Annotated in this window: 23 protein-coding genes; 11 read left to right on the top strand and 12 right to left on the bottom strand. The window is 72.6% G+C overall.

Going from position 1 to position 26,217, the window contains the following annotated elements:
* Positions 1-120: 120 nt before the first annotated feature.
* Together ACWD0Y_RS24240 and ACWD0Y_RS24245 are read right to left on the bottom strand one after the other, a co-directional pair.
* The gene (locus tag ACWD0Y_RS24240) at positions 121-1,809 is read right to left on the bottom strand and encodes an ATP-binding protein (RefSeq protein WP_450262414.1); all 1,689 of its coding nucleotides are present in this window, start codon (positions 1,807-1,809) and stop codon (positions 121-123) included.
* A gap of 385 nt (positions 1,810-2,194) precedes the next feature.
* Positions 2,195-4,312: a bifunctional glycosyltransferase 87/phosphatase PAP2 family protein gene (locus ACWD0Y_RS24245; protein WP_450262415.1), complete on the bottom strand. Its 2,118-nt coding sequence runs from the start codon at positions 4,310-4,312 to the stop codon at positions 2,195-2,197.
* A 368-nt stretch (positions 4,313-4,680) separates the two neighbouring features.
* Here ACWD0Y_RS24245 and proP point away from each other — a divergent pair, with 368 nt between their 5' ends.
* Together proP and ACWD0Y_RS24255 are read left to right on the top strand one after the other, a co-directional pair.
* Positions 4,681-6,111 carry a glycine betaine/L-proline transporter ProP gene (gene proP, locus ACWD0Y_RS24250; RefSeq protein ID WP_450262416.1) on the top strand — a complete coding sequence of 477 codons (1,431 nt, stop codon included), beginning with the start codon at positions 4,681-4,683 and terminating at the stop codon, positions 6,109-6,111.
* Positions 6,108-6,440 carry an antibiotic biosynthesis monooxygenase family protein gene (locus ACWD0Y_RS24255; RefSeq protein ID WP_093801048.1) on the top strand — a complete coding sequence of 111 codons (333 nt, stop codon included), beginning with the start codon at positions 6,108-6,110 and terminating at the stop codon, positions 6,438-6,440. The genes proP and ACWD0Y_RS24255 overlap by 4 nt, the downstream gene beginning before the upstream one ends.
* Positions 6,441-6,582: 142 nt before the next feature.
* Here ACWD0Y_RS24255 and ACWD0Y_RS24260 read toward each other — a convergent pair whose 3' ends face one another.
* From ACWD0Y_RS24260 to ACWD0Y_RS24270, 3 genes are all read right to left on the bottom strand, one after another.
* Complete coding sequence (locus ACWD0Y_RS24260) at positions 6,583-7,704, bottom strand: amidinotransferase (protein WP_450262417.1); 1,122 nt, start codon at positions 7,702-7,704, stop codon at positions 6,583-6,585.
* A gap of 127 nt (positions 7,705-7,831) precedes the next feature.
* Complete coding sequence (locus ACWD0Y_RS24265; RefSeq protein WP_450262418.1) at positions 7,832-8,350, bottom strand: hypothetical protein; 519 nt, start codon at positions 8,348-8,350, stop codon at positions 7,832-7,834.
* Positions 8,350-9,003, bottom strand: a complete 654-nt coding sequence (locus ACWD0Y_RS24270; RefSeq protein WP_450262419.1) for a hypothetical protein — start codon at positions 9,001-9,003, stop codon at positions 8,350-8,352. The genes ACWD0Y_RS24265 and ACWD0Y_RS24270 overlap by 1 nt, the downstream gene beginning before the upstream one ends.
* A 100-nt stretch (positions 9,004-9,103) precedes the next feature.
* Between ACWD0Y_RS24270 and ACWD0Y_RS24275 the strand changes: the two genes are divergently transcribed.
* Complete coding sequence (locus ACWD0Y_RS24275) at positions 9,104-9,580, top strand: GNAT family N-acetyltransferase (RefSeq protein WP_450262420.1); 477 nt, start codon at positions 9,104-9,106, stop codon at positions 9,578-9,580.
* 80 nt (positions 9,581-9,660) lie between these two features.
* Here the strand turns inward: ACWD0Y_RS24275 and ACWD0Y_RS24280 are convergent, their stop codons facing one another.
* Positions 9,661-11,724: a DHA2 family efflux MFS transporter permease subunit gene (locus ACWD0Y_RS24280; RefSeq protein WP_450262421.1), complete on the bottom strand. Its 2,064-nt coding sequence runs from the start codon at positions 11,722-11,724 to the stop codon at positions 9,661-9,663.
* Between the two features lie 149 nt (positions 11,725-11,873).
* Here ACWD0Y_RS24280 and ACWD0Y_RS24285 point away from each other — a divergent pair, with 149 nt between their 5' ends.
* Positions 11,874-12,956, top strand: coding sequence for a peptidoglycan-binding domain-containing protein (locus tag ACWD0Y_RS24285; RefSeq protein ID WP_450262422.1), 1,083 nt, complete (start codon positions 11,874-11,876; stop codon positions 12,954-12,956).
* Between the two features lie 174 nt (positions 12,957-13,130).
* Positions 13,131-13,793 (top strand): HAD-IA family hydrolase, encoded by a 663-nt coding sequence (locus ACWD0Y_RS24290; protein WP_450262423.1) that lies wholly within the window; start codon positions 13,131-13,133, stop codon positions 13,791-13,793.
* Between the two features lie 148 nt (positions 13,794-13,941).
* Here the strand turns inward: ACWD0Y_RS24290 and ACWD0Y_RS24295 are convergent, their stop codons facing one another.
* Positions 13,942-14,523 carry a TMEM165/GDT1 family protein gene (locus ACWD0Y_RS24295; RefSeq protein ID WP_450262424.1) on the bottom strand — a complete coding sequence of 194 codons (582 nt, stop codon included), beginning with the start codon at positions 14,521-14,523 and terminating at the stop codon, positions 13,942-13,944.
* Positions 14,524-14,770: 247 nt separating this feature from the next.
* On the bottom strand, positions 14,771-15,574 hold the full coding sequence (locus ACWD0Y_RS24300; protein WP_450262425.1) for an ABC transporter permease: 804 nt from the start codon (positions 15,572-15,574) through the stop codon (positions 14,771-14,773).
* 175 nt (positions 15,575-15,749) lie between these two features.
* Here ACWD0Y_RS24300 and ACWD0Y_RS24305 point away from each other — a divergent pair, with 175 nt between their 5' ends.
* The 4 genes from ACWD0Y_RS24305 (at position 15,750) to ACWD0Y_RS24320 (ending at position 21,232) form a co-directional block, all read left to right on the top strand.
* Complete coding sequence (locus tag ACWD0Y_RS24305) at positions 15,750-16,436, top strand: HNH endonuclease family protein (protein WP_450262426.1); 687 nt, start codon at positions 15,750-15,752, stop codon at positions 16,434-16,436.
* Positions 16,437-16,535: 99 nt separating this feature from the next.
* Complete coding sequence (locus ACWD0Y_RS24310) at positions 16,536-18,215, top strand: alkaline phosphatase D family protein (RefSeq protein WP_450262427.1); 1,680 nt, start codon at positions 16,536-16,538, stop codon at positions 18,213-18,215.
* A 240-nt stretch (positions 18,216-18,455) separates the two neighbouring features.
* Positions 18,456-20,372 (top strand): FAD/NAD(P)-binding protein, encoded by a 1,917-nt coding sequence (locus ACWD0Y_RS24315; protein ID WP_450262428.1) that lies wholly within the window; start codon positions 18,456-18,458, stop codon positions 20,370-20,372.
* A gap of 218 nt (positions 20,373-20,590) precedes the next feature.
* Positions 20,591-21,232, top strand: coding sequence for a DedA family protein (locus tag ACWD0Y_RS24320; RefSeq protein WP_450262429.1), 642 nt, complete (start codon positions 20,591-20,593; stop codon positions 21,230-21,232).
* On the opposite strand, the gene ACWD0Y_RS24325 is transcribed toward ACWD0Y_RS24320, so the two are convergent.
* From ACWD0Y_RS24325 to ACWD0Y_RS24335, 3 genes are all read right to left on the bottom strand, one after another.
* Positions 21,229-21,456: a DUF2277 domain-containing protein gene (locus tag ACWD0Y_RS24325; protein WP_450262430.1), complete on the bottom strand. Its 228-nt coding sequence runs from the start codon at positions 21,454-21,456 to the stop codon at positions 21,229-21,231. The genes ACWD0Y_RS24320 and ACWD0Y_RS24325 overlap by 4 nt on opposite strands.
* Positions 21,457-21,515: 59 nt before the next feature.
* Positions 21,516-21,908 carry a hypothetical protein gene (locus tag ACWD0Y_RS24330; protein ID WP_450262431.1) on the bottom strand — a complete coding sequence of 131 codons (393 nt, stop codon included), beginning with the start codon at positions 21,906-21,908 and terminating at the stop codon, positions 21,516-21,518.
* 333 nt (positions 21,909-22,241) lie between these two features.
* A complete protein-coding gene (locus tag ACWD0Y_RS24335) occupies positions 22,242-23,174 on the bottom strand; it encodes a MurR/RpiR family transcriptional regulator (RefSeq protein ID WP_450262432.1) in 933 nt (310 codons plus the stop codon).
* Positions 23,175-23,387: 213 nt separating this feature from the next.
* Here ACWD0Y_RS24335 and ACWD0Y_RS24340 point away from each other — a divergent pair, with 213 nt between their 5' ends.
* A complete protein-coding gene (locus ACWD0Y_RS24340; RefSeq protein WP_450262433.1) occupies positions 23,388-23,942 on the top strand; it encodes a flavoprotein in 555 nt (184 codons plus the stop codon).
* Between the two features lie 267 nt (positions 23,943-24,209).
* Here the strand turns inward: ACWD0Y_RS24340 and ACWD0Y_RS24345 are convergent, their stop codons facing one another.
* A complete protein-coding gene (locus ACWD0Y_RS24345; protein WP_450262434.1) occupies positions 24,210-24,599 on the bottom strand; it encodes an excalibur calcium-binding domain-containing protein in 390 nt (129 codons plus the stop codon).
* Between the two features lie 876 nt (positions 24,600-25,475).
* Between ACWD0Y_RS24345 and ACWD0Y_RS24350 the strand changes: the two genes are divergently transcribed.
* Positions 25,476-25,775 (top strand): hypothetical protein, encoded by a 300-nt coding sequence (locus tag ACWD0Y_RS24350; protein ID WP_450262435.1) that lies wholly within the window; start codon positions 25,476-25,478, stop codon positions 25,773-25,775.
* Positions 25,776-26,217: the final 442 nt, after the last annotated feature.

The following is a 26,217-nucleotide window of genomic DNA, read 5'->3' on the forward strand; positions in this document are numbered from 1 at the left end:
CGGTGCGGCGCGGTGCTCCGGTCGGCCCGTGCCTCCAATCTCAAGGGTCATGGGAAAGGTCGGTCGTCTGCGGGACGGCAGCGCGCGGAGATGCGGCGCGCGGAGGTGGGACCGTTGCGCTCAGGCGGGCGGGCGCGGGTCCTTGCGGCGCTGGGACTGGTGGAAGGCGCCGAAGCTCGCCCCGGCGTTGCGGGCGGGCGGGGCGGGGCGGGCGTCCGGGGTCTCGGGGCGCTTCTGGTCCGCGGCGGCCATCGTGCGTCCCGGCGGGCGTACCGGAAGGCCGCCCGCGGTCGCGGGGCGCGGTGCCCTGCCGGCGGCGTCGGCGCGCGCGGGCGCCGGCGGGAACGCGGGCGCCGGCGGGACCTCGGGGACCGGCGGGAGCGCCGGCCGCGGGGCGGGCTCGGGCAGCGGCGCGGGGCCGGCCGCGGGAGCCGCGGGCGTCCGCGCCGGTACGGGGGCCGGGACGCGCTGCTGGGCCAGCAGCTGCGGCGGGAGCAGCACCACCACTCCGGTGCCGCCCCGGGAGGAGGGCCGGTAGTTCACGGAGATGCCGTACTTGGCGGCCAGGATGCCGACCACCGCCAGGCCGAGCCGGGTGCCCTGAAGGGCCGCCAGGTCGGTGGACCGGCCCGACACGGCTTCCACGGCGCGGCGCATCGCGGCGTCGGCCATGCGCAGGCCGCTGTCCTCGATGGTGACCACGATGCCGGCGCTGCGCTCCTCCACGTACACGTGGACCTCGTCGATGGGCGGCGAGAAGTTCGCGGCGTTGTCCATGAGTTCGGCCAGCAGGTGCATCACGCCCTCGGCCGCGAACCCCGCGACCGCGGCGGTGCTGGCCGAGTGCAGCCGTACCCTGCGGAAGTCGGCGATGCGGCCGACCGCGCCGCGCAGGACGCTCTCCATGACGATCGGCTTGTTCCACGCCCGGCTCGCCCGGCCGCCCATCAGAATGGCCAGCCGGTCGGTGAGCAGCCCGAGTTGCGAGGTGCTGTGGTCCAGCTTGAGCAGGTCGCTGAAGACATCGGCTCCGTGCCGGTCCTGCATCTCGCGCAGGTCGGCCAGCATGCTGACGGCCCTGGCCTGCACCCGGCCCAGCGCCTTGGCGCTGGCGGCCTGCGCGGCAGCCGCGCGGCGCTCGCTGACGCCGAGTTCGCGCACCATCTGCTCCAGCAGCGCCCGCAGCCGTTCGTCGGCGGGCAGGTCCAGTCCGGCGAGGACCGTGTCGGCGGAGGCGCCCTGGCGCAGTGCCGCCACGGCTGCGGGCAGCGCGGTGGCCGTCAGGCGCTCCAGGTCGGCCGCGCCCCGGGTCATCCGCTGGACGGCCGCCGTGTGGTCGGCTTCCGCCGCCGCCGTACGGCGGGCCGTCTCACCCAGTTCGGTGGTGAAGACGCGCAGCAGGTTCTCCAGCTGGGGGTCGGCGGGCCGCTGGGCGGAAGCGAGCGCTTCGCCGGCGTCCGAACCGTCGCGCAGGCGCTGGACCATCTGCGGCAGCGTGACGTTCACCAGGTGCGCGGTCTCACCGGTGCTGCGGGTTATTCGCTCGCGCAGCGCGGCCTGCTCCTCGTGGGCCGCGCGCCTGGCGGCGGCGAGCCGTTCGGTCAGTACCGCGGCGACGACGGAGAGCGCGAGGACGCACAGGACGCCGGCGGCGGCCGTACCGAGCACCCACGGGCGCGCCTCGTCCGGGGCGGCCCCCACCGCGGCGCCACCGGCCGCGGCGGCGACGACGAGACCTGCCACCGGCGCAGTCCAGGGCGGCCGCCGTTTCGATGCGCGGCGCGGGCGGACGGCGGCAGGCATGGTCATAGCGCGGATCCCTCAGACGGTGTGTGGGGGTGGCCGGCCGGCAGCGGAGACACCATGTGATGACGGAGCGAGGAAAGTTGACGGTGATGTTCCGCTGGGCCGTGGCCATGGTAACCACGGAACGTGATGCGCCAGGGCCACGTCCGCCTTTGCCTCCGGCTTGCCCCCGGCTCCTACGGAGATCATCCCGATTTACCCCGCCCGACCGAAAGAGTCGGGCCAGCGGACCAACTGGACTGGACCGGTGGGGAAAGGGGAGCGGGGCAACAGAATCAGCAGCGGACCGTGACGCACGTCGACGGGCCGTCGGGACGGCGCCCGCCCCGGGACGGGGACGGCCCCGACGGGGGCCGGGGCGGTGGGCGGGAGTCGTGCCGGTGCGCGCCTACTTCGGCGTACCGGAGCCGGATCCCGCGCTGCCCGCCGGGACTTCCCTGCCGTCGGACCTGCCGGCGCCGGGGAGCGGAACTCCGGGTGCGGGCAGCTGCGGCGCGGAGGACGGCTGCGGCACGGGCGGCCCGGACGACGGCTGCGGCACGGGCCGGAGGAGCTTGCGCGGGCCGGCCAGGACGTATGTCAGGCCGAAGCCCGCGCCGACCACCGCCGCCCCGCCCACCGCGTCCAGCACCCAGTGGTTGGCGGTGGCGACGATCGCGCACACCGTGAAGAGGGGGTGGAGCAGGCCCAGCAGCTTCATCCACAGTTTCGGCGCGATCAGGACCACCACCAGCCCGCACCACAGCGACCAGCCGAAGTGGAGGGAGGGCATCGCCGCGTACTGGTTGGTCAGGGCGGTCAGCGCGCCGTACTCCGGGCTCGCGAGGTCCTGCGGGCCGTGGATCGTGTCGATGTAGCCGAGGCCCGGCACCAGGCGGGGCGGCGCCAGCGGGTAGAGCCAGAAGCCGACCAGCGCGAGCACGGTCGCGAACCCCAGCGAGCTGCGGGCCCAGCGGTAGTCGGCGGGGCGGCGGGCGTACAGCAGGCCGAGGATCGTCAGCGGTACGACGAAGTGGAACGACGAGTAGTAGAAGTTGAAGAAGGCTTCCAGCCAGTCCGCCTTCACCACCGCGTGGTTGGCCCAGCGCTCGATGTCGATGTGCAGGAACCGCTCCACCGAGACGATCTGCCGGGCGTGCTCCTCGGCGGTGGCGCGCCCGCCCGCCGCGGCGGTGCGCACCTGCGAGTAGAGGGAGTAGCCGGCGCGGATCAGCAGCAGTTCGAGCAGCAGGTTGGGGCGGGTCAGCACCCGGCGCCAGAACGGCGCCAGCGGCACCCGGCTCCAGCGGGCCGGCGCCGGCTCCGCGTAGTCGGTGGGGACGGGCCGGCTCCAGTACGGCGAGGTCCGCGACACGAAAGGCACCGCGCAGGCCGCCGCCACCGCCGCCACCAGCAGCGCGTTGTCGCGGACCGGGACGAGCGGCGCCACGTTCGGCAGCAGCATCGTGCCCGGCAGCGTCATCACCAGCACGACGGCCGCCGGCCACACCATGCGGTCCGACGCCCGCCTGCCGACCCGTCCGACCACCGCGAGCAGCACCCACAGCAGCTGGTGCTGCCAGGCCGTCGGCGACACGGCGACCGCGACGCAGCCGGTCAGCGCCACGGCGAGCAGCAGCTGGCCGTCCTGGGCGTAGCGGACGGCGCGCCGCAGTCCCAGGACGACGACGGCCGCGGCCAGCAGGAGGAAGAGGGCGATCTCCAGCGGGCCTTCCAGGCCGAGCCGCAGCAGTGCGCCGTGCAGCGACTGGTTGGCGAGGCTGTCGGGGCGCGCGCCGAGCCCGGCGCCGGCCATGTGGTGCACCCAGTACGTCCAGGAGTCCTGCGGCATCGCCGCCCAGGCCAGACCCGAGCAGACGGCGAACGTGGCGCCCGTGGTGAGCGCGGCGCGTCTTCGTCCCGTCAGCCACAGCAGCGGTGCGAACAGCAGCACGGTGGGCTGGAGGGCGGCGGCGATCCCTATGAGGACGCCGGAGCCGCGTTCCCCGCGCGCCTGGAAGCAGCCGAGGAGGACGAAGAGGACGGGAATGACGCTGGTCTGGCCGAGGTGGAGCGTGTTGCGCACGGGCAGCGACAGCATCAGCAGGCTGATGGCGACGGGCGCGGCGAGCAGCGCGGTGCGCCGCGAGACGGGCCCCGGCAGGGCGCGGGCGGCGACCACGCCCAGTACGGCGACGAGCAGCAGCGTCCCGAAGGTCCAGGCCATACCGAGGCTCTGCTCGGCCGAGCGGGCGAGCGGTTTCAGGACGAGGCCGGCGAAGGGCGTGCCGTTGAAGCGGTCGGTGTCGTAGAGGGAGCCGGTGACGTGCAGCACACCCCGGTCGCCGATCCAGGTCTCCAGATCGGTGAAGCGCTCGCCCGGCGGCGTGCGCAGGACCGTCGCGATCTGCCGCACCGCCAGTGCGGCCACGACGGCCCACAGCACGATCCGTGCCACGCCGACCCTGTCCCCGGCGCCGATCGCACCGACGGCTCCGCCCGGTCCGCCCCGCTCCGCATTCGCCATGTCGCGCCGACCCTCCCCACCTGTCCCGCACCCGCGTGCACGGTGCGTAGAGCGTCGCACTGCCCCGTACAGAAGACGCAGGCAACCCCCGATTCGCCTGGCCGTCATCCGGTTTTGTCTGAAGGACGACTCCTTCCACGATCCTCGTTCCACCGGCGGGGCGCGAGATGGATCACAGGCGAGGGGTGCGGGGCGGACCCGGTGTGCGGCACGTTTGCCCAGCTGGCGGGCGGTCAGATGGACGAAGAGCGATCAACTCCGCACCATCCGTAAAGACCGGTTAAGCACCTATGGTCTTTTTTGAGCCGCCCCGACGAGGCGGCTCATGTCGTGCCGTCCCACACGAGAAAGCGCAGGCGGGCAAATTCGTGCCGACCCCCACACCCGTTGACTCCCGATCCGGCATCACCGACACCCCCGACACCCCCGACATCACCGTCACCGATCCCGCGATGGTCAGGCGGGCGGTGAAGGCGGCCGCCCTGGGCAACGCCATGGAGTGGTTCGACTTCGGCGTCTACAGCTACATCGCGGTGACGCTCGGGAAGGTCTTCTTCCCCTCCGGCGACCCCACCGCGCAGTTGCTGTCGACGTTCGGAGCGTTCGCGGCGGCATTCCTCGTACGGCCCGTCGGAGGCATGGTCTTCGGCCCGCTCGGCGACCGCGTCGGCCGCCAGAAGATCCTCGCCATCACCATGATCATGATGGCGGCGGGCACCTTCGCGATCGGCCTGATCCCGTCGTACGCGACGATCGGCATCTGGGCGCCCGCGCTCCTCTTCCTGGCCCGCCTGGTCCAGGGCTTCTCGACGGGCGGCGAGTACGGCGGCGCCTCCACCTTCATCGCGGAGTACGCGCCCGACAAGCGCCGCGGTTTCTTCGGCAGCTTCCTCGAATTCGGCACCCTCGCCGGCTACATCGGCGGCGCCGGCCTGGTCACCCTGATGACCGCCCTGCTCAGCGCCGACGACCTGGTCTCCTGGGGCTGGCGCATCCCGTTCCTGATCGCGGGCCCGATGGGCATCATCGGCCTCTACCTGCGCCTGCGCCTCGAAGAGACCCCGGCCTTCGCCCGGTTGGAGAAGGAGGCGCGCGCGGACCAGGCGGCCCGCAAGGAGAAGGCGGGCCTGAAGGACATGCTGATCGGGCAGTGGCGGGCGATGCTGCTGTGCATCGCGCTGGTGCTCGTCTTCAACGTCACCGACTACATGCTGCTCTCGTACATGCCGACGTACCTCACCGAGCAGCTGGAGTACGACGCGACGCACGGCCTGCTGGTGGTCCTCGGCGTGATGGCGCTGATGATGTGCGCGCAGCTCTTCATGGGCCGTCTCACCGACCGCGTCGGCCGCCGCCCGGTGATCGCCGCGGGCTGCGCCGGTTTCCTGCTCCTGTCCGTGCCCGCCCTGCTGCTGATCCGCCAGGGTTCGCTGCTCGCCATCGCGCTCGGCATGGGCGCGCTGGGACTTCTGCTGGTCTGCTTCACCTCGTCGATGCCGTCCGCGCTGCCCGCGCTCTTCCCGACCAGGGTGCGCTACGGCTCGCTGTCGATCGGCTTCAACATCTCGGTCTCGCTCTTCGGCGGCACGACGCCGCTGGTCGTCACCGCGCTGATCGGCGCGACCGGCAACATGATGATGCCCGCCTATTACATGATGGGCGCGGCCGTCGTCGGCGGCATCGCGGTGTTCTTCATGACGGAGAGCGCCCGCAGGCCCCTGCCGGGTTCGCCGCCGTCGGTCGCCACGCAGGAGGAGGCCCGCGAACTGCGGGCTTCGTACGGCAGGATGGCCGCATGAGCATCGTGAAGATCAATGTGCTGAGTGTGCCCGCCGAGCAGCGCGAGGTACTGGAGAAGCGGTTCTCGGCGCGGGCCGGGTCCGTGGAGAACTCCGACGGCTTCGAGTGGTTCGAGCTGCTGCGGCCCGTGGAGGGCACCGACCAGTACCTCGTCTACACCCGGTGGGCCGACGAGGCGTCGTTCCAGGCCTGGATGGAGGGGCCGATGAAGGCCGCCCACCAGGGTCCGGGCGCGGGTGAGGGCGGCGAGCGTCCCAAGCCCGCCGCCTCCGGCTCCACGCTGTGGTCGTTCGAGGTGGTCCAGCAGGCCGCGCCCAAGGGCGCGTAGGTCTCCCGCAGCGGCAGTCCGTCCCCGGGCCGCGCCGGCCCGGGACGGCACCGGCCCCTGCCCGGCTTCGGCCCTGCGCCCCGTACCCGGACCGATCCGGTACGGGGCGCGGCCGTTTCGGCGCGCCCGGACCGTCGACCGCTCAGTCGAAATACGATTCGAGCGTGCCGCGGCGCCGGACATCGAGTGTCGCGCAGTGGAACGAGCCGCCGAACGGCGCGTAGTGCAGCAGGTCGCAGGGGATCGGCTCGAACCCCCACGCTTCGAGCGCGCGCAGCATGCCGGTGTGGTGCCGCTCCGCGATCACCCGTTTCTCGTCGACCATGAGAATGTTCATGCTGAGCCACTTGCCGCACATCGAGGTGACCTTGAGCAGGCGCTCGTCGATCGGGTCGGGCTCGGGAGCGATCAGGACGTCCCACGAACTCAGGACGTCGGGCAGGCGGTCGACGTCGATGTACTCGGGGTTGACCAGCACCTTGCCGGGCGCGAGCACGAGGAACGTCGTGTCGATGTGCATGGGCGTGCGGCAGCGGCTCTCGATCTCGTGGATGCGGTAGCCGGGGCCGAGATGGCGGCGCAGCCAGTCGATGCCCATGCCGTTGGTGACGTTGCTCCGCGTGACGAACAAATCGCGTCCCGCGCGCACGAAATCCGCCGCGTCGAACACCGGCTCGAACTCGGTGAGGATGTAGCGCATGGGCTCGCCGGCCGCGGGGACACGGAAATCCACCTCGAACAGTTCGTCGGTGAGCTGCGGTTTCGGTGCCGCCGTCCAGCGCGCGCCGCGCCGGAAATAGTCCTTGAGAATCGCGCGGTAGGAGTGGGTCTCGAAATACCGGCACGGCCACGCCATCGGGGTCTCGATGATCTCGTCGCCGATCACGAGCATGCTGTCACGCGGGCAGGTGTTGCAGAAGCCGCGCGACGACCAGTCCGGGGTGCTGAAGCGCTGTCTGTGGTCGACCGCGTCCGGGCGCGCGACCGTGACACCGAGGGACCCCAGGAGGGCGATGAACTGGTCGAGTTCCTGCTGCGCCCGTTCGATCAGCGCGCGCGGATATTTGAAGCCGGCGGCAAGTCCCTGCAATCGCGCCGCCCATGGCGGGATGTTGCAGGCCACGACCGGATGGTGGGAGGGAATCGTCGCGCCGTCGAGACGCCCGACAATGATCTCCTCCAGCGGGTCCCATTCGTTGTGCGAACTGACCGGCGAGACGAGAGATTCCGCAGCGTTGGCGTCGGGCTTCTGCACTGTCGCCATGCTCAACCGCTTTCGGTCGCAGAATTCAGTGACTCATTACATCCGGTACGTTACCCAAAGCGAATGCGCAGAGCCGTTCGCGGCACCGGGCAGATAATTCTGCCCGGTGCCGCGAACAGCAGGAACCTCATACCCGCAGAAGACGCTCCGTCACTTCGCGGTACGTACGCAGGGCCACCCGCAGTTCCTCCGTCTCGGCCTCGCGGTCCCTGCCCGCCCAGGCCGTGCGGAGGGAGCCGCGCCGTTCGGCCACGGCTTCGGTCAGGCAGCGGGCCGCCTCCTCGAAGACGCTGTCGGCCTCCTCGACCGAGCGCCGCGGGCCGTCCACGAAGGCGTTGACGGCCTGCTGGAGGCGCAGGGCCAGCTTGTCGCGTTCGTCGTGCGGCAGGAGCCCATGAGGGGCGGGTTCCTGAGCAGACGCTGCGGAGGCGGAGGCGGTTTCGTGACCGGGACCGGTTGCGTGACCGGGGCCGTGGCCGTGGCTAGAGCCGTGACCGGGGCCGGGTTCTGTCGTCGCGTGCCGGGCGGTCTGCCCGGGCACGGTGAGCGGCGGTGGCGGCGGCTGCGGGGGTTGCTGCTGCTGCGGTTGCTGTGGCGGCTGCTGCTGCCGCTGTGCACGGTGGTCCGCGTCGGTCTCGTACGTCATTACGCGCCACTTCCCTTCGCGTGGTGGCCCCGGCCCGGCGACCACGAGACGTGGGAGCGGGCCCGGCCGGAACGGTCACGGTCGCCGGCGTGGTGCGGACGGTGCCGGCCGCTGTCCGCCGGCTTGGCGGTGACCAGCGCCTCGAAGAGCTCACGCGCGTCGAGCATGGCCTCGCGCATCTGCTCCGTACTGCTGTCGGTGTGCGCCGCGCGGTGGATCCTGCGGTAGCCCTCCACATGTCCCGCGTGGTGCACGGAGAGCGCGGAGACCTGCTCGTCGTACTGTTCGTCGGCCGGGAACCCGCGGTCGGCCGCGAGCCGTGCCAGCAGCCGGTCGGCCTCGGCGACGGCCTGGCGCGGGGAGTCGACGAACTGCTCCTGGACACCGGCCCATCGGGCGACGTACTGCTCACGCGTCTCGGGGGGCAGCGGCCGCGGTTCCAGCGACCCGTACCGCTTCACGCGCTCGTCGAGTTCGCGCTCGGCCGCCTTGGTGTCGCCGTCGTGGCGGGCCACGGCCCTGTCGTACTCGGGGCCGAACCGCCTCTTGAGCCCGCGACCGCCGCCGCCCCTGCCCGGTCCGGCGACGATGAAGACGGCGACGACGGCGACGACGACCACCGCCAACAGGGCGATGATCCAGAGTGTGGACATGGCTGCCTTCCCGGTTCTCGTTCCGTCAACGGCTTGTCACGCAGCGGGTTGCCCGTAATCCGTTGGCCAAACGGCCGGGCGCTCCGGTACAGACGTGACCATGACCTGGAACGTGACCCCTGAGCGCTACGACACCCCTGAGGCGACGGCGCTGCGCCGCGACTACTACGACGAGGTGGCCAGCCGTTACTGGGGGCGCCCCGCGACCGCGCGGGAGGTGGACGAGGGGCTCACCGGCGACGGCGTCGAGCGGCTCACGGCGCCCACGGGCGAGTTCGTCGTCGGCCGGTACGACGGCGCGGCCGCCGCCTGCGCCGGGCTGCGCGTGATGGATCCGGACACCGCCGAACTGACGCGGGTGTACGTACGCCCCGCCTTCCGCGGCACCGGCGGCGGCGCTCTGCTGCTGGACGCGATCGAGACGGCGGCCCGCGGTTTCGGCGTCAAGCGCGTCCGGCTGGACACCCGCAACGACCTGGTGGAGGCGCGGGCGCTGTACACCCGGCACGGGTACGCCGAGGTCCCGGCGTTCAACAACGGCCCGTACGCCGAGCACTGGTTCGCCAAGTCCCTGTAGCCCCGCAGGGCGGTCCGGCCGCCGTGGGAGCGGGCGCCACGGGCCTCAGGGCGCCCCCCGGTCTCAGGGCGCCGCGGGTCTCAGAGCGTGTGGTCGGACCTGGGCGCCGGGGCGTACGGGCGCTCCTCGTCGGAGCCGCTCACCTCGGCGCTCAACTCCTTGACAAGCTTGACCAGATCGGTCGGCCGGTCGGGTCCCCACCAGTCGCCGAGCAGCTCGGCCAGGGAGTCCTCGCGCGCCTTGGCGAGTCTTTCCGCGACCGCCTCCCCCTTCTCCGTCAGCACCAGTTGCAGACCGTCGCGCCGGGCGAGCCCGCGCTCCTCCACCTGCCGGGACGCTTCGGTGATCACCCGCAGCGGAACCGGGGTGGCGTCGGCGAGCATGCCGGGTTCGACGGCGCCCGAGCGCCTGATGCGCAGCAGCAGCCAGCCGGCCGCGGGCAGCAGGTCGTAGCCCGCCCTGGCGGTGATCTCCTCGTAGACCCTGCGGCGCCCCTCGCGCGTGGCGAGCAGCGAGAGCGCGCGGGCGCATTCGTCGTACGAGGAACGCTCGACCGGGTTGGACGCCAGCGTCTGGCCCGCGTCGGGCGCCGTCACCGACCGGCGCAGCTTGTCCTCCTTGAACAGCCAGGCGATCAGGAAGGCGACGAGGACGACAGGGGTCGCGTACAGGAAGACGTCGGTGATGGACGTGGAGTACGCGTGCAGCGCCGGCGGGCGCAGCCCCGGTGGCAGCAGCGCGATGGCGCGCGGGTCGGCCGCGACCTGGTCGGGGCCGGTGCCGGGCGGCAGTTGCTGGCCGGCCAGGGCGTCACCGAGCTTGTCGACCAGCCGGTGGGTGAAGACGGTGCCGAAGATCGCGACGCCGAAGGACGCGCCGATGGAGCGGAAGAAGGTCGCGCCGGAGGTGGCGACGCCCAGGTCCTCGTACCTGACGGCGTTCTGCGCGACGAGCACCAGCACCTGCATGACCAGGCCGAGTCCGGCGCCGAAGACGAAGAAGAAGACGCTCGTCTCCCAGGCGCCGGTGGTCTCGGTCAGCTGGTGCAGGAGGAGGAGGCCCAGGGCGGTGATGCCCGTACCGGCGATCGGGAAGACCTTCCAGCGGCCCGTACGGCTGACGATCTGGCCGGACGCGGTCGAGGTGAGCAGCATGCCGAGCACCATCGGCAGCAGGTGCACGCCGGACATGGTGGGGCTGACGCCCTGGACGACCTGGAGGAACGTCGGCAGGTAGGTCATCGCGCCGAACATCGCGAAGCCGACGACGAAGCTGATGACCGCGACGAGCGTGAACGTCCGGAGTTTGAAGAGCTTCAGCGGCAGGACGGGCTCGGCGGCCCTGCGCTCCACGAGGACGAACCAGACCAGCAGGACGACGCCGAGGACCGCGAGCCCGACGATCTGCGCCGAGCCCCAGGCCCAGGTGGTGCCGCCGAGGGAGGCGACGAGGACGAGGCAGACGGCGACCGAGGCGATCAGGGCGGTGCCGAGGTAGTCGATGGTGTGGCGCGTGCGGCGGACCGGGATGTGCAGTACGGCGGCGATCACGAGGAGGGCGACGATGCCGACGGGAAGGTTGACGTAGAAGACCCAGCGCCAGCTGAGGTGTTCGGTGAAGAGCCCGCCGAGGAGCGGCCCCAGGACGCTCGTCGCGCCGAACACCGCCCCGAACAGGCCCTGGTACTTCCCGCGTTCGCGGGGCGGCACGAGATCGCCGACGATCGCCATGGACAGCACCATCAGACCGCCGCCGCCCAGTCCCTGGACCGCGCGGAAGCCGATGAGCTGGGACATGTCCTGCGCGACGCCGCACAGCGCGGAGCCGATCAGGAAGATGACGATCGCGGCCTGGAACAGCTTCTTGCGGCCGTACTGGTCGCCGAGCTTGCCCCACAGGGGTGTGGCCGCGGTCGCGGCGAGCATGTACGCCGTGACCACCCAGGACAGGTGCTCCATGCCGCCGAGTTCGCTGACGATCGTCGGCAGGGCGGTCGAGACGATGGTCTGGTCGAGCGCGGCGAGCAGCATGCCGAGGAGCAGCGCTCCGATGGCTGCGAGAACGGTCCGCCGGCTGTCACCCGTGCCTGCGCCGGGGCCGGCGGCCGGGGCCTCGGCGGGGGCACCGCCCGGTTGCTGGGCCATGGACTTCTCCTCGGGTCCCCTGGGAGTCGTGCACCCTTTCCATCCTGGGTGGTGCGGGCGGATACGGCCTGCCGAGCGGGGGCGCACCTGCTGGGAATCCCTTCGGCGGATCTGCATAATCGCTGGCAGTTCGAGGGAGGGGACCCAAGGTGAACGGACACATATGTCCCGAGTGCGGTACGGGCCGGGGGGCCGCGTCCGACGACGCGGGCAGACCCGGCTGCGGGTGCGCGGAGCGTACGGCCCGGGCCGTACGGGCCGAGCGGTCGGCCGAGATCGCGGCGGCGGAGGATTTCGATCCGCTGCGGATACGCCCGTATGTGACGCTTCAGGAGACGGACGACGGGACGCCGCCGCCGTCGCCGTCGTACGCGGAGCCTGGGGGCGACGCGGCGATGACGATGCCGCTGGGAGTGCCGACCGGGCCGGGGGGCGGGCCCGGGGACGACGCCACCGGCTCCGCCGACACCACTGCCCTCATGGGCGCCGTGCCGTCGTACGGACCGCCGCCCGGCGCGGGCCCGGGGCACGGCTCCGGCTCCGGCTTCGGCGAGGAGCCGCCGGAGCCCCGCGGGCGGCAGCGCAGAGGGCCGGTGCTGTGGCTCGTGGTGGGGGCGGCCGCTGCCGCGGTCGTGGGCACCGCGGTCTTCGCGGGCGGGCTGTTCTCCGGGGACGACGAGCAGGAGCGCGCGCTGCCGGACACGGTGACCGGCGTGCCGAGCGCGAGCGACGGCCCCGAGACGTCCGCGTCGGAGTCCGGCGCAGGATCGCGGTCTCCGACTCCCTCGGCATCGGCATCGGCATCGGCCTCCGCGTCGGTCTCCCCGTCCGCATCGGCGTCCGCATCCACGTCCACGTCCGCAGACGCGTCCGCCTCCGCATCCGCATCCGCCTCGCGCTCGGCCACCGCGTCCCCGAGTGCTTCCGCCGGCCCGTCGAAGCCGGCCGCGCCGGTGACGCCCTCCGCCGTACGGCCCACCACCACGGCGGAGGAACCGCCGGAGCCCGCCGCCACGCTGAGGAGGGGCGACCGGGGCCCCGAGGTCGCGGAACTCCAGGACAGACTGGCGCAGCTCTGGCTCTACCGCGGCCGGAGGAACGGTCACTTCGACGACCGGGTGGAGGAGGCCGTGCGTACGTACCAGTCGTACAAGTACATCCAGGGCGACCCCGAGGGCGCCTACGGCCCCCACACCCGCCGCGCGCTGGAGGCGGAGACGGAGGAGCCCTGACGGGCCATGGGTTCGCGCCGCCGCGGCAGCTCTGCCGGCGCCCTAGGAGGGGGGCGGGGTGGCGCTGTCCCCGACTCTTTTGTATCGTGATGGAACAAAGTGGCCTCCGCTCGTTTTCCCTGACCGGCGGGCGGGGCCGCTTGTTCTCTTTCCTCCGCGCTCTGGAGTACGCCGATGCCGGCCACCACCGTTCTGAACGCCAACGCGCTCCTCCTGGACATGGACGGCACGCTCGTCAATTCCGACGCCGTCGTGGAGCGCGTCTGGCGCCGCTGGGCCGAGGCGCACGGCCTGGACCCGGAAGAGGCCCTCAAGGTCGTCCACGGCCGTCAGGGGTACGCCACCATGGCCGTCCTCCTCCCGGAGCGCCCCGTCGAGCAGAACCACGCCGACAACCGCGAGCTCCTCGCCCAGGAGACCGCCGACGTCGAGGGCGTCGTACCCGTCCCCGGCGCCCCCGCCTTCATGGCCGCGCTGGCCGGCCTGCCGCACGCCCTGGTGACCTCGGCCGACGAGGGGCTGGCCCAGGCCCGCATGAAGGCCGCCGGGCTGCCGATGCCGCGCACCCGCGTCACCGCCGAGCTGGTGGGCGCGAGCAAGCCGGACCCCGAGGGCTTCCTGAAGGGCGCGGCGGAGCTGGGCCACGCCCCGGCCGACTGCATCGTCTTCGAGGACTCCGAGGCGGGCATCACGGCGGGCAGGGCGGCCGGGATGCGCGTGGTGGGCGTGGGACCGCGCGCGGCCGTGCACGCCCCGACGGTGCACGTGAACGACCTCACGCAGGTACGGATCGAGGCCCTGCCCGACGGCACGCTGCGGCTGCACGTCACCGCCTGAGAGCGGGCGGACGCCGGGGCCCGCGCCCGAGGGCGGCCGCCCGGTGCCGGGGCTCCGGGGCGGCCCGGCCGCCGGTACCGGGGCTCCGGGAAGCCGGCGCGGTGCGAACAGCGCCGCTCGGGCCGGGATGCGGCCGAGGGGGCGGCGGTCAGCCGACGGCGGCCTCGTACAGGCTGAACGCCGCCAGCGCCAGCATCAGCGCCGCCGCCACCTTCGTGATCAGGCTCAGGGGCACGTACTTCATGAGCGTGCGGCCGCCCACGATGCCGATGCCCGCGACCGCCCACAGGGCCAGCACCGCGCCGATGCCCACGGACACCGGGTTGTCGTAGCGGGCCGCCAGGGTGGCCGTCATGATCTGCGTGAGGTCACCGAACTCGGCGACCAGGATGAGCATGAAGCCCGCGCCCGAGACCTTCCAGAAGGACTGGTCGGCGGGGGCCTTGATCTCCTCCTCGCCGTCGTCCTTCTTGAAGAGCAGCACCATCGCGCCCGCGAGGAAGAGGACGCCCACGACGGCCTGCACCAGCCGGTGCGGCAGCAGGGTCAGTACGCTGCCCGCCGCGATGGCGAGGGCCACGTGGACGGCGAAGGCGGCCGCGACGCCCGCGAAGACGTACGACGCGCGGTAGCGGGTGCCGAGCATGAGACCGGCCAGGGCGGTCTTGTCGGGGAGTTCGGCGAGGAAGACGGTGCCGAAGGTGATCGCCATGATGGTGAAACTGATCACGGGGGTGGGGTTCCTCAATCGGTCGGGCTGCCCGCGCCGAGAGAAACCTGCGTGAATCAGGGGTCGCTTCGGCACGGCAGCGTCGTGGAAAGACAACAACACTGCGGCCGAAGGTCTCGCTGGCGGACGTGGTTCCGTGTCCGCCTCCGGGCGCCGGCTGAGGCGTGCTCAGCAGTATGTCGACGGTCCGGCGAAGAGCTACTCCCCTTCTGCTCCGTACAGGGTACGCGAACGGGCTCCGGCCCCCTCAGGCCCCTTGGTCCCGGTGCAGCCGCCCCCGCGCCACCAGTTCCAGCACCGCCGCCACCGCGGTCGCCTGCACCGCCATCAGTGCGACCAGCACGAACAGCTGCACCACCCCGGCGAGCAGCGGCGAGGCGCCGCCCAGCAGCATGCCGACGAAGGCGCCCGGCAGTGTGACCAGTCCCACCGTCCTGGTCTGGTCGAGACCCGGCAGCAGCGCGTCCGAGGCGGCGGGGCGGGCGATCTCCAGCCGGGCCTCGCGGTCGACGAGGCCGAGCGCCAGGCCCGCCTCCACCTCCCCGCGCCGCACCGCGAGCTCGTCGAGCGCCCGCCGCCCGCCCAGCACCGTCGCGGTGAGCGCGCCGCCGATGAGGATGCCAGTGACGGGGACGAGCGCGATGCCGTCGACCGGTACGAGGCCGGTGAGCACGAGCGCGGCGACCACGGGGACGACGCCCGCGCCGATCGGCACGGCGGCCCACCACCAGGTGCCGTTGGGGGTGACGCGGCGCCCGGCGGTGCGTACGGCGACGGCGTACATCAGGGCGAGGAAGGCGAGCAGCAGCCATCCGGAGCGCACGACCCAGCCGATCAGGAGGGACACGGCGGCGAGCTGGACGGCGGCCCGCAGGCCGGCGGTGGCGACGGAGCGGGCCCGGCCGCGGGACCCGTCGTCGGAGAGGCGGGCGCAGGCGACGACGGTCACCGCGACCGCGAGCAGCACGGCGAGGACGGCTCCGAGCGTGGGGCCGACGGGCAGCAGGACGTGGCCCGCTGCGGCGAGGGGCGGCGCTGACGAGGCGGTCACCGTCCAACTCTAGGGCGGTGGAGGAACGGTGTCGGAACGTCAGAACCCTTGATGTGACGTGCTCATGTCGTCACGCTGTTACCCGGCGCCCATCCCCCGGTAACCCTGCGCCGCCACGATGACCGGGCCCGGCGACGGGCAGTCCGGTCGGTCCCCCCACCACAAGGGAGTTCACATGTCAGGTGTCTACGCGCGTCGAGTGCCGCTCCGCACACTCCGCACACTCCGAATACCGCGCCGGATCGCCGTACTCACCGCGTCTGCCGCCCTCGCCGGCACGAGCGTCCTGCTCACGTCCCCCACCGCCCAGGCGTCTCCGCCCACCCCCGTGAGCGCCGCCACCGCCCGCACGTACCTCGGCGAGCTGACCGAGCGCGCCGAGGGCTCGTCCACCGGCTACAGCCGCGACAAGTTCCCGCACTGGATCACCCAGTCCGGCGCCTGCAACACGCGCGAGGTCGTCCTCAAGCGCGACGGTACGAACGTCCAGCAGGATTCCAGCTGCGCCGCCGTCAGCGGCAGCTGGTACTCCGAGTTCGACGGCGCCACCTGGACCGCCGCGTCCGACGTCGACATCGACCACATGGTCCCGCTCGCCGAGGCCTGGCGCTCGGGCGCGAGCAGCTGGACGACCGCGCAGCGGCAGTCCTTCGCCAACGACCTCTCCCAGCCGCAGCTCATCGCCGTGACCGACAACGTCAACCAGGAGAAGAGCGACCAGGACCCGGGCGAGTGGCTGCCGCCGCGCACCGCCTACCGCTGCATGTACGCCCGGATGTGGGTGGACGTGAAGCACCACTGGAAGCTGACGGTGAACTCCGCGGAGAAGAGCGCGCTCCAGGGCGTCCTGAACAACTGCTGAGCAGGAATCCCACCACCCTCCTCCGTCGTTCCGTACCGTACGGGGGCGAACCCCGCACAGGGCCGATTCCTGTGCGGGACGCGACGGAGGAGGGCACACATGGCCGGGCTGCGGCTGGGACCACTGCTGCGGTACGTCGACGGAGCCGGCGACGCCGCGACCGTCTGGGTCGAGGCGGACCGGCCGTGCACGGCGGAGGTGCGGTGCGAGGACGGGACGGGCGGCGCGGGCGGTTCGTCCCGCACGTTCCGGATCGCCGGACACCACTACGCGCTGGTCACCGTGACCGGGCTGCGCCCCGGCTCGGAGACGGCGTACGAGGTGCTGCTCGACGGACACCGGGTGTGGCCGCTCGAAGACTCCCGCTTCCCGCCGAGCACCATCCGCACACCGGCGGGGCCGGACGAGGAGGTGCGCGTCTCCTTCGGCTCGTGCCGGTGGGCCGCGCCGGCCCACGGCGGCAAGGACCCGGTGGGGCCCGACGCGCTGAACACGCTCGCCCGGGAACTGGCCGCGGCCCCGCCGTCGGCCCGCCCCGACGTCCTGCTCCTGCTCGGCGACCAGGTGTACGCCGACGAGACGTCGAAGGCGACGCGGCGCTGGCTGGCCACGCGGCGCGATCTGCGCGAGGCGCCGGGCGCGGGGGTCGCCGACTACACGGAGTACACCCGGCTCTACGACGAGTCGTGGCTGGACCCGGAGGTGCGCTGGCTGCTCTCCACCGTCCCGAGCTGCATGATCTTCGACGACCACGATGTGATCGACGACTGGAACACCAGCGCCTCCTGGGTGGCGGACATGCGCGCCACGCCCTGGTGGCGGGAGCGCATCCTCAGCGGCCTGATGTCGTACTGGGTCTACCAGCACCTGGGCAACCTCTCCCCCGCCGAGCTCGCGAAGGACGAGCTCTACGCGGCCGTACGGGCGGCCTCCGACGGAACGGAGCTCCTGCGGGAGTTCGCCTCGCTCGCCGACAACGAGCCGGCCCGCGTCCACTGGAGCTACCGGCGCGACTTCGGCCGGGTGCGCCTGCTGATGGTCGACACGCGCGCGGCCCGCGTCCTGGAGGAGGACAAGCGCGCGATGCTCGACGACGCCGAGGAGCGGTGGGTGCGCGACCAGGCGCTGGAGGACCCGTCCTCGTACGACCACCTGCTGATCGGGACCTCGCTGCCCTGGCTGCTGCCCCCGCTCATCCATGAGGCGGAGGGCTGGAACGCGGCGCTGTGCCGGGGCGAGCGGGGTGCGCGCTGGGCGCGCTTCGGCGAGAACCTGCGCAGGAAGGCGGACCTGGAGCACTGGGCGGCGTTCCCGGATTCCTTCGACCGGCTGGCCGACATGATCGCGGAGGTGGGTTCGGGTTCCGACGCCCCGGCGACGGTGTGCGTGCTGTCGGGCGACGTGCACCACGCGTACGTCGCCGAGGCACGCTGGCGCGGCGAGGACGGCGGTCCGGCGGCGCAGGTGGTCCAGCTGACCTGCTCCCCCGTGCACAACAGCATCTCGGCCTCGATACGGCTCGGCTTCCGCTTCGGCTGGAGCGGGACGGGCCGGCGCATCGGCCGTCTCCTGGCGCGGCACGGGCGGATGAGGGAGCCGCGGCTCGGCTGGCGGAGGACGTCGGGGCCGTGGTTCGGCAACCAGCTGATGACGCTGACGATGCGGGGCCGGTCGGCGGCGCTGCGGCTGGACCAGGCGCGGGCGAAGAAGGGCGGCGGCACGGGGCTCGTGACCGTACTGGAGAGGGAGCTGACCCGGCCGGGGCGGACCGGCGGCTGAGGGTCCGGGCGGGCCGCCGGCCGACGGCCCGGACCTGCCGGCGGCCGGGGTCCTGGACGGATCCGGCGGGCGGGGCCCGGGCCGGTCCGCGGTCCGGCCCCGTGATCCTTCCCACAGCGGGTGGAGATCACCGGTACAGGGCTACGACTTCCCGTGCTCCCCCGGCATGATGATGCGAACCCTCCGCCTCCGGCGCCCCACGCCGCACCCGCCGCCGCACCCGTCCCGGGAGTCCACGCTTTGTCCGCAGTGCACCAAGCCATCGCTGTCGTGGGCGCCGGCCCGCGCGGCACCAGCGTGCTCGAAAGGCTCTGCGCCTCCGTGCCGGACCTGGCCCCGGACACCCGGCTGACGGTGCACGTCGTCGACCCCGCGCCGCCGGGGGCAGGCCGGGTCTGGCGTACCGACCAGCCCGCCGAGCTGCTGATGAACACGGTGGCCTCGCAGGTCACGCTCTTCACCGACGCGAGCGTCGGCTGCGAGGGCCCGATACGCCCGGGGCCGAGCCTGTACGAGTGGGCCGCCTCCCGGAGCGGCGAGGCGGAGCTCGGCCCCGACGACTACCCGACCCGCGCCTGCTACGGCCGCTACCTGGAGTGGGTGTTTCGCCAAGTGGTGCGCGGGGCGCCGGAGTCGGTCACCGTACGGGTGCACCCGGCGCGGGCCGTGAACCTCCAGGACACCCACGGCTCCCCCGGCGCCCCCCAGACCCTCACCCTCGACAACGGCGAGGCACTCACCGGCCTGAGCGCGGTCGTCCTCGCCCAGGGCCACCTGCCCGTGCACCCCGGCCCGTCGGACGCGCGTCTCACCGCGCACGCCGCCCGCCACGGCCTGCGCCATCTGCTCCCCGCGAACCCCGCCGACCTCGACCTGTCGTTCCTCGCCCCCGGCGAACCCGTCCTGCTGCGCGGCCTGGGCCTCAACTTCTTCGACCACATGGCGCTGCTGACCACAGGGCGCGGCGGCACCTTCACCCACGCCGCGGACGGCGGCCTCGTCTACCACCGCTCGGGCCGCGAACCGCGCCTGTTCGCGGGATCGCGGCGCGGCGTGCCGCACCAGGCGCGCGGCGACAACGCGAAGGGCCCGTACGGCCGGCACGAGCCGCTGCTCCTGACCCCCCGCGTGATCGCGGCCTTCCGCGCCCGGGCGGACGCGGGCGACCCGCCCGACTTCCTGGCCGAGATATGGCCGCTGGTCGCGAAGGAGGTGGAGACGGTCTATTACGAGACGCTGCTGGGCGCACACGCCACCGCCACGCCAGGCGGCGGCACCGGCTTTCGCGGACGTTTCCTCGCCACCGCGCACCGCAGCGCCGAGGAGGCGGACGTGCTGGCCGCGTTCGGGGTGCCGCACGCGGAGCGCTGGTGCTGGGACCTGACCGCCCGCCCGTACACCGGACAGACCTTCCGCGGCCCGGCGGACCACCGCGCCTGGCTGCTGCGCCACCTGCGGCGGGACGCGGCGCACGCGGCGCTCGGCAACGTGGCGGGCCCGCGCAAGGCCGCCCTCGACGTGCTGCGCGACCTGCGCAACGAACTGCGGCAGATCGTGGACCACGCCGGCCTGCCCGGCGCGTCCCGCCGCGACCATCTCGACCGCTGGTACACGCCGCTGAACGCCTTCCTCTCCATCGGGCCGCCGCGCAGGAGGATCGAGGAGATGACGGCGCTGATCGAGGCGGGCGTACTGGACGTGGTGGGGCCGCGCATGACGGTGGAGACCGCGGACCACGCCTTCGTCGCCCGCTCCCCCGACATAGCCGGGTCCGAGGTCGCGGCCACGACGCTCATCGAGGCACGGCTGCCGGAGCCCGATCTGCGGCGTACGGCGGACGAGCTCCTCGCACGCCTCCTGAAGACCGGCCAGTGCCGCCCGCACACGGTCGACGGGTACGAGACGGGCGGCCTCGACGTCACCCGGCGCCCGTACCGCCTGACGGACGGTGAGGGACGGCCGCACCCCGGGCGGTTCGCGTTCGGGGTGCCCACGGAGGGTGTGCACTGGGTGACCGCGGCGGGCGCCAGGCCCGGGGTCGACTCGGTCACGCTGGCGGACGCGGACGCGGTGGCGCGCGCGGCGCTGCGGGCGGCGGTGACGGTCCGTACGGCCGCGGTCCTGACCTCGCTGCCGACGGACCGGAGCGCGACCTGATCCGACCGCTCCCTCCCGCTGTCCCGGCCGTGTCCCAGGCCGTATTCCCGGCCGTATTCCCGGCCGTATTCCCGACAGCCCGTTGAACGTGACATGTCCAACATCGCCGGGCCCCTGACGATCTCGGCCGATATGGCAGGCGTACGCTGTATGGCTGTACTGCCGCCCCTGCCGCTCCCCTGCGACGTCGCGGCGTTGTCACGAACCGGGGAGTCACGTTGTTGGAAAGTGTGGGGGCGCTGACCGGCAGCCCTTGGATCTACGCGGTGGTCGCGCTCTCCGTCGTCCTGGACGTTTTCGTACCGGTCCTCCCCAGCGGAGTCCTGGTGATCACGGCCGCCACCGCCGCCGCGGCGGGCACCACGACCGTCGCGGGAGCCACCGGCCAGGTCGCGCACCAGGTGCCCGACATCCTGGCGCTGATGGTGTGCGCGACGGCGGCGTCCGTACTGGGCGACTTCGTGGCGTACCGCCTGGCCTGGCGCGGCGGCGAGCGCCTCGACCGCGCCATCGCCCGCTCACGCCGCCTGACCACCGCGCAGGAACGTCTCGGCGCCGCGCTCAGCCGTGGCGGCGGCATCCTCGTCGTCATCGCCCGCTTCGCCCCGGCGGGCCGCTCCGTCGTCTCCCTGGGCGCGGGCGCCGCCCACCGCAAGGTGAAGGAGTTCCTGCCCTGGTCGGCCCTGGCGGGCGTCGCCTGGGCCGGTTACAGCGTGGGCCTCGGCTACCTCGGCGCCCAGTGGCTGGGCGCGTCGTGGCTGGGCGCGGCGGTCTCGCTGCTGGCGCTGTTCGTGGCGGGCACCCTGGCGGCCCTGTTCGTACGCCGCCCGGCGCCGGCCCCCGCGCCGGCCGCGCCCTAGCCCTGCCTGGCCGCCCCTCCTCGCACTTCGATCCCGGCGAGCAGCCTGCGGGTCGCCTCGGCCACTTCGGAGACGGCCCGGTCGAACACCTCGCGGTTGTGGGCGGCGGGCGCCCGGAACCCGGAGACCTTGCGCACGTACTGCAGGGCAGCCGCGTCGATCTCCTCGTCGGAGGCTTCCCCGGGCAGAACGGGCGGACGGAGCGTCTTGATACTGCGGCACATACTCACGACGGTATCCCCGGGCCGCCCTCCCCGGCACGGCCGCCGCGGAGGAATCCCGCTCAGCGGCCCTGCCGCCCCTGCCCGGCACGGGCGCCGGCGAGGAGCGCCTCGGTGATGAGCCGGACGGCGCGGGCCAGGCGGCCGAGCTGCTCCAGCTCGACGGCGTAGAGCCGGATGGTGCTCTCGATGACCCTCTCGGAGACGTCGAGGGCGGGCAGTTCCGCCCGGCAGGTGCGCAGCGCGACCCGTACGGCACGGATCTCGTGCTCGACCTGGAGCTGCGCGTGGCGGGCGAGGAGGAGGGGGTGGCGGGTGAGCGCCGGGTACCCGGCGTAGCGGGCCGGCAGGAGGTCCCGCAGCCACCGGGCCGCCGTGCGCTCCCAGTCCTGGCTGCCGGGGGCCTTGACCTGACACGGCCAGTCCGGGCCGGTCGGTGAGAGGGTCTGCGGCATCGTCGTCGCTCCGGCGGGATGGTGGACGGGTTCTCTGGTCGCGGAACACCGTGGAGGTGTGCGGCGGTCCCGGCCCAGGGGTTGACCGGGACCGCCGAGGGGGGCGTCCGCCGGGGAAAGCGGAGTGCCCGGGTGGAACACCCGTGGGCCGGCGTGAGGAGGAGTGCGCCGCCCGTGGGTGTCCGGTCATGTGAGGCGCGAGGATGCGGCGACCACAGGCAGTAAACATATATACGGCCGAGTAAGCAAGGGTATGAAAAAATTCATTCCTCAAGTGTCATGAAAAGCTGCGTTCCGTGACTCCGTGACTCCGCTGTTCCGCCCGGGCCCGGATCAGTCCTCGATGAAGAAGTCGTGCTGCTCCGCGACCTGCTCGTACCCCTCCAGCCGTGACTGCGTACGCACGGGGTCGGCGTCGGCCATGGCCTGGAGGACGGCTGCGGACAGGACGCCCGGCGCCGAGTAGGAGTCGAAAACGAGACGGGATCCGGTGCCGGCGGTGAGCGCCACATCGGCCTCGTCCACGAGCGCCCCGAGCGTCAGATCGGTGATCAGCGCGACGCGCAGCCCCGTGCTGCGGGCGGCCTGCAGGGCCGCCAGGGTCTCGTTGGCGTGCCTGGGCATCGCGAACGCCACCACCCACGTCCCGCCCGCCTCCCGCGACTGGAGCAGCGCGTCGTAGGCGACGCTGCCCCCACGGGTCACCAGCCGCACGTCGGGGTGGATCCGCCGCGCCGCGTAGGCGAAGTACTCCGCCAGCGACACGGAGATCCGCAGCCCCAGAACCGTCAGAGGCACGGACCGGGCCAGCTCCCGGCCGATGTCGAGGACCCGGCCGGGATCGGCCAGAGTGCGCCGCAGACTCTCCAGGTTCTCGATCTCGGCGTCGACGGCCGCCTGCAACTCGTTGCGGCGGATCTCCTCCCGCGTCTCCCGCGTGTCCGGGGAGCCCGCGACGGAGCTGAGCGCGATGGGCTGCAGGGCCTCCCGCAGGGCGGGGTACCCGCTGAAGCCCAGGGAGGACGCGAAGCGGGTCACCGACGGCTGGCTCACCCCGACGCGCTCCGCCAGGTCCGTGATCGACAGGAAGGCGGCCTCGGTGAGGTGGTCGACGATGTACTGGGCGATACGCCGCTGCGCGGGGGACAGCCGGTGGCCGCCGAACAGTGCGCGCACTCTGTCCGTGGGGGATGCCTCCGTGTCCGGAGACTGCCTTCCCGGCGTGATCGCGGACGCCTGTGCGCGTGCCTGCTGCCTTGATGGCACCGGCGTGCCTCCCTCTCGTCCCACTGATGCTCAACATAGCCCACGCCTCGCGACCGCAGCCCGGGCAACCACGCGAAACAGCCGGCCCCCGCGCAGCCCCCGCGCAGCGCCCCGTCCCGCCCGGAACCGCCTCCGTGCCCCATGGTCCAAAACCCGCCATCCACCCCTGTTCCTCTTGGTCCGGGGGATGTCGCGTGTGATCCACTGGACGGCATGACGAGGACTCTGTACCTGTTCTGCTCGGCCGCACCGCCCGTATTCGACGTGGCCCGGATCGTCGAGGACGCGCAGGCCCGCGGGTGGGACGTGTGCCTGGGACTGACGCCGACCGCGGCCCGCTGGCTCGGCAACAGCCTCGACGGGTTGGCTGTGCTGACCGGGCATCCGGTGCGCTCCGAGTACAAGATGCCCGGCGAACCGGACGTGTGGCCGGAGGCGGACGCGATCCTGTTCGCGCCGGCGACGTTCAACTCGGTCAACCAGTGGGCGCAGGGGATCACTTCGTCGTTCGTCGTGGGCGTGGCAGCCGAGGGGATCGGCAAGCGGATCCCGTTGGTGACGATGCCGTGTGTGAACGCGGCCCACGTGCAGCACCCGCAGTTCGAACGGTCGGTGGCGATGCTGCGGGGAGCTGGTGTGACGGTGCTGTACGGGGACGGCGGGTTCGCGCCGAACGAGCCGGTCCAGGGACTCCAGGGGCAGCCGGAGGGGTACCCGTGGGGCCTGGCTCTCGAAGCGATGGAGACGGTCGCCGCCCCCTCCCTGTAGCCGGGCGTGCGGGGCCGTTCTCCCGGCCTGCTCCCACTGGATCGCCAGAACGCCCCCGCCCTGCTTGGCAGCACATGGGTGCACAGGAGACCGGGGCGTGGTCGACCGCTCGTTGCCGTTGATGTCCGCCGTCGTTGCCGTCCGCCGTCGTTGATGTCCGCGACGGCTGCCGGCACGACGCTCGAAAGGAACGGCGCGCACCCACGGCGACCCCTGCCTGACGACGAAGCCCTTGCCCCTTCCGAGGGGCACCCTGTGTGACGCGCGCTATTCGCAGGCGACGCCGTCGCCGTCGCGGTCCAGGTGCCTGCCGTAGCCTGCGTCCCCCGTGCGGATCGGAGCGGCGCCGGCGGCGCGCACCGCGGTGCAGTTCGCGTAGTAGGCCGAACCGCCAGACCCGCTGCTGTCGTCGCTGCTGTCATCGCTGCCGCCCGCAGCGGGGGCCACCGTGACATGGACGGTCTTCGTCTTCGTCACAGTCGGCGCAGGTTCCGGCTTGACCTTCACCGTCGCCGTCGCCGTCACCGTGGCAGCCGGCGCCGGAGTGGCTGTGACCGTCGCGGTCACGGTTGCGGCAGGCGCCACCTTCTTGCTCGCCACGGTGTCGGTCTTCGTCTCGCCGTCGGACCCGGCGACGACGCCGATGAAGAACAACATCAGCGCAGCCGGGATCAACACCCGCTTGCGTGCCCACTTCGAGCGCTCCGGCTGCGGAGCCGGAGGCGTGTAGGGCGTGTAGGGCGTGTAGGGGCTGGGGCCCCCAGGGGCGGGCGGCTGGCCCCAAGGGGGCTGCTGCGGCGGCGGGTTGTACGACATGGTTCCCCCAAGGGACGCGGCGAAAGAAGCCGACCGTAGCGGATACGCCGTTGGATACTGGGCAGTTTCGCCAGATAGGGGTACCTCGCCAAGCTTCTGTCGCAGGGGGAAGCCGAGGCCTGGAGGCTTTCGACCTCGGCGAGGCCTGCGCAAGTGCCCCGGCAGGATCGGTCAGCGAGGGGCGTGCCGGCCGCTACGAGGTCTCGGAGAGGCGGCAGCGGGCGGGGCCGGTCGCTGCGGTCGCGGTACTGCGGCGCTGCTGTACTCCTACGGCGAACCGGCGGCCTTGCCGCTTCGGCGGGCCGTCCCGCGACAGACCACCCAAAGGCTGACCAGAACCAGGAGCACTCCGCCGGTCAGCCACCCGGGGGACCCGCTGTCGCGGTACTCCCTGACGCCGGCTGCAAGCATGAGAGTGGAGGGAATCAGCCCTGCCCAGTCCATGACTCTGCTCAATTTTGCGGCTTTCGAAGACTTGATCACGGCCTGATCCTGGCAGGCGGCTGCCCCCTCCACCAGGTACGAGCGCACCGACGGAGTCTCAGTGGCCCGGTCGAGCACCGACACGACGGGCCCGGGAGCACCGGTGGCCCGGGGCACAACCGGGGGCGTCTGAGTACGCGTGCTCATGTGAAACGCCGACGGGGCCGCCATGCTGGTTCGCGTGGCGATCGACGGGTGGTCGCCTTCAAGCGGACTTGTGGGGGCGGGGAGCTCGTGAACAATCCGTCGACCGGCCGGCAGGTGGGGGCAAGCGTTGCGCTGCTCGTCATCGATCTCTTGGCCATGGCCTGGCTGCTGTACGGCTACGGGATTTCCGGCTGGGCCGACAGCTTCGACGGAGACAACGCGCCGGAGGCACCGAGTTTCGCGCGGCGAGCGATGTGGTTCCTGGCTGGTGGCGCTGCGGTCACAGGCGGTGGTCTGCTTGCCCTGCGATGGCACATCCCTGGCGTGGTTCAGCTCTTGACCCTTGGCTGCGGAGCAGGGGCGTTCGCCTACTTGGCCGCCCTTTAGCAGCGTGCGCCGGCCGACCAGCCCATCCCACCACTCACCTCAGCTCCCACCCATCCCACGCCCGCCCCGCCGCACCCTCACTCGGGTACGGCGCCCCCTCTCCGCCCCGGCGTCGGCCGGTCCCCCGCCCCCGCCGGAGGCTTGTTCTGGCCCCCTGCCCCGTGTGGCCGCCCGGAGGAGCGGAGCGACGGCGGGTGCTTGACAAGCGGGAGATACGGGTTCGTACTCACGGGGGGTACGGGTTCGTACTCAGCGGCAGCGTCCCGACCGTGGGTGACCACGCCCGTTGACGTCAGAAGTAGATGCCGAAGGCCCCCAACCATGATCGGTTGGGGGCCTTCGTACTGGTGGGCGCGGACGGTTTCGAACCGCCGACATCTGCTTTGTAAGATCCCGTAGACCACCCCCCGAGAACTTCCGAGAGTTTCCGAGACCTTCCGAG

The organism is Streptomyces altiplanensis (assembly GCF_053591575.1).

Bases quoted from the DNA above. Each gene is read 5' to 3' on its own strand.
- ACWD0Y_RS24275 (WP_450262420.1), top strand. From the start codon at position 9,104: ATGACCTGGAACGTGACCCCTGAGCGCTACGACACCCCTGAGGCGACG.
- ACWD0Y_RS24310 (WP_450262427.1), top strand. From the start codon at position 16,536: ATGGCCGGGCTGCGGCTGGGACCACTGCTGCGGTACGTCGACGGAGCC.
- ACWD0Y_RS24265 (WP_450262418.1), bottom strand. From the start codon at position 8,350: ATGACGTACGAGACCGACGCGGACCACCGTGCACAGCGGCAGCAGCAG.
- ACWD0Y_RS24345 (WP_450262434.1), bottom strand. From the start codon at position 24,599: ATGTTGTTCTTCATCGGCGTCGTCGCCGGGTCCGACGGCGAGACGAAG.
- ACWD0Y_RS24280 (WP_450262421.1), bottom strand. From the start codon at position 11,724: ATGGCCCAGCAACCGGGCGGTGCCCCCGCCGAGGCCCCGGCCGCCGGC.
- ACWD0Y_RS24260 (WP_450262417.1), bottom strand. From the start codon at position 7,704: ATGGCGACAGTGCAGAAGCCCGACGCCAACGCTGCGGAATCTCTCGTC.
- ACWD0Y_RS24255 (WP_093801048.1), top strand. From the start codon at position 6,108: ATGAGCATCGTGAAGATCAATGTGCTGAGTGTGCCCGCCGAGCAGCGC.
- ACWD0Y_RS24270 (WP_450262419.1), bottom strand. From the start codon at position 9,003: ATGTCCACACTCTGGATCATCGCCCTGTTGGCGGTGGTCGTCGTCGCC.
- ACWD0Y_RS24330 (WP_450262431.1), bottom strand. From the start codon at position 21,908: ATGCCGCAGACCCTCTCACCGACCGGCCCGGACTGGCCGTGTCAGGTC.
- ACWD0Y_RS24325 (WP_450262430.1), bottom strand. From the start codon at position 21,456: ATGTGCCGCAGTATCAAGACGCTCCGTCCGCCCGTTCTGCCCGGGGAA.
- ACWD0Y_RS24305 (WP_450262426.1), top strand. From the start codon at position 15,750: ATGTCAGGTGTCTACGCGCGTCGAGTGCCGCTCCGCACACTCCGCACA.
- ACWD0Y_RS24290 (WP_450262423.1), top strand. From the start codon at position 13,131: ATGCCGGCCACCACCGTTCTGAACGCCAACGCGCTCCTCCTGGACATG.
- ACWD0Y_RS24340 (WP_450262433.1), top strand. From the start codon at position 23,388: ATGACGAGGACTCTGTACCTGTTCTGCTCGGCCGCACCGCCCGTATTC.
- ACWD0Y_RS24240 (WP_450262414.1), bottom strand. From the start codon at position 1,809: ATGACCATGCCTGCCGCCGTCCGCCCGCGCCGCGCATCGAAACGGCGG.
- ACWD0Y_RS24245 (WP_450262415.1), bottom strand. From the start codon at position 4,312: ATGGCGAATGCGGAGCGGGGCGGACCGGGCGGAGCCGTCGGTGCGATC.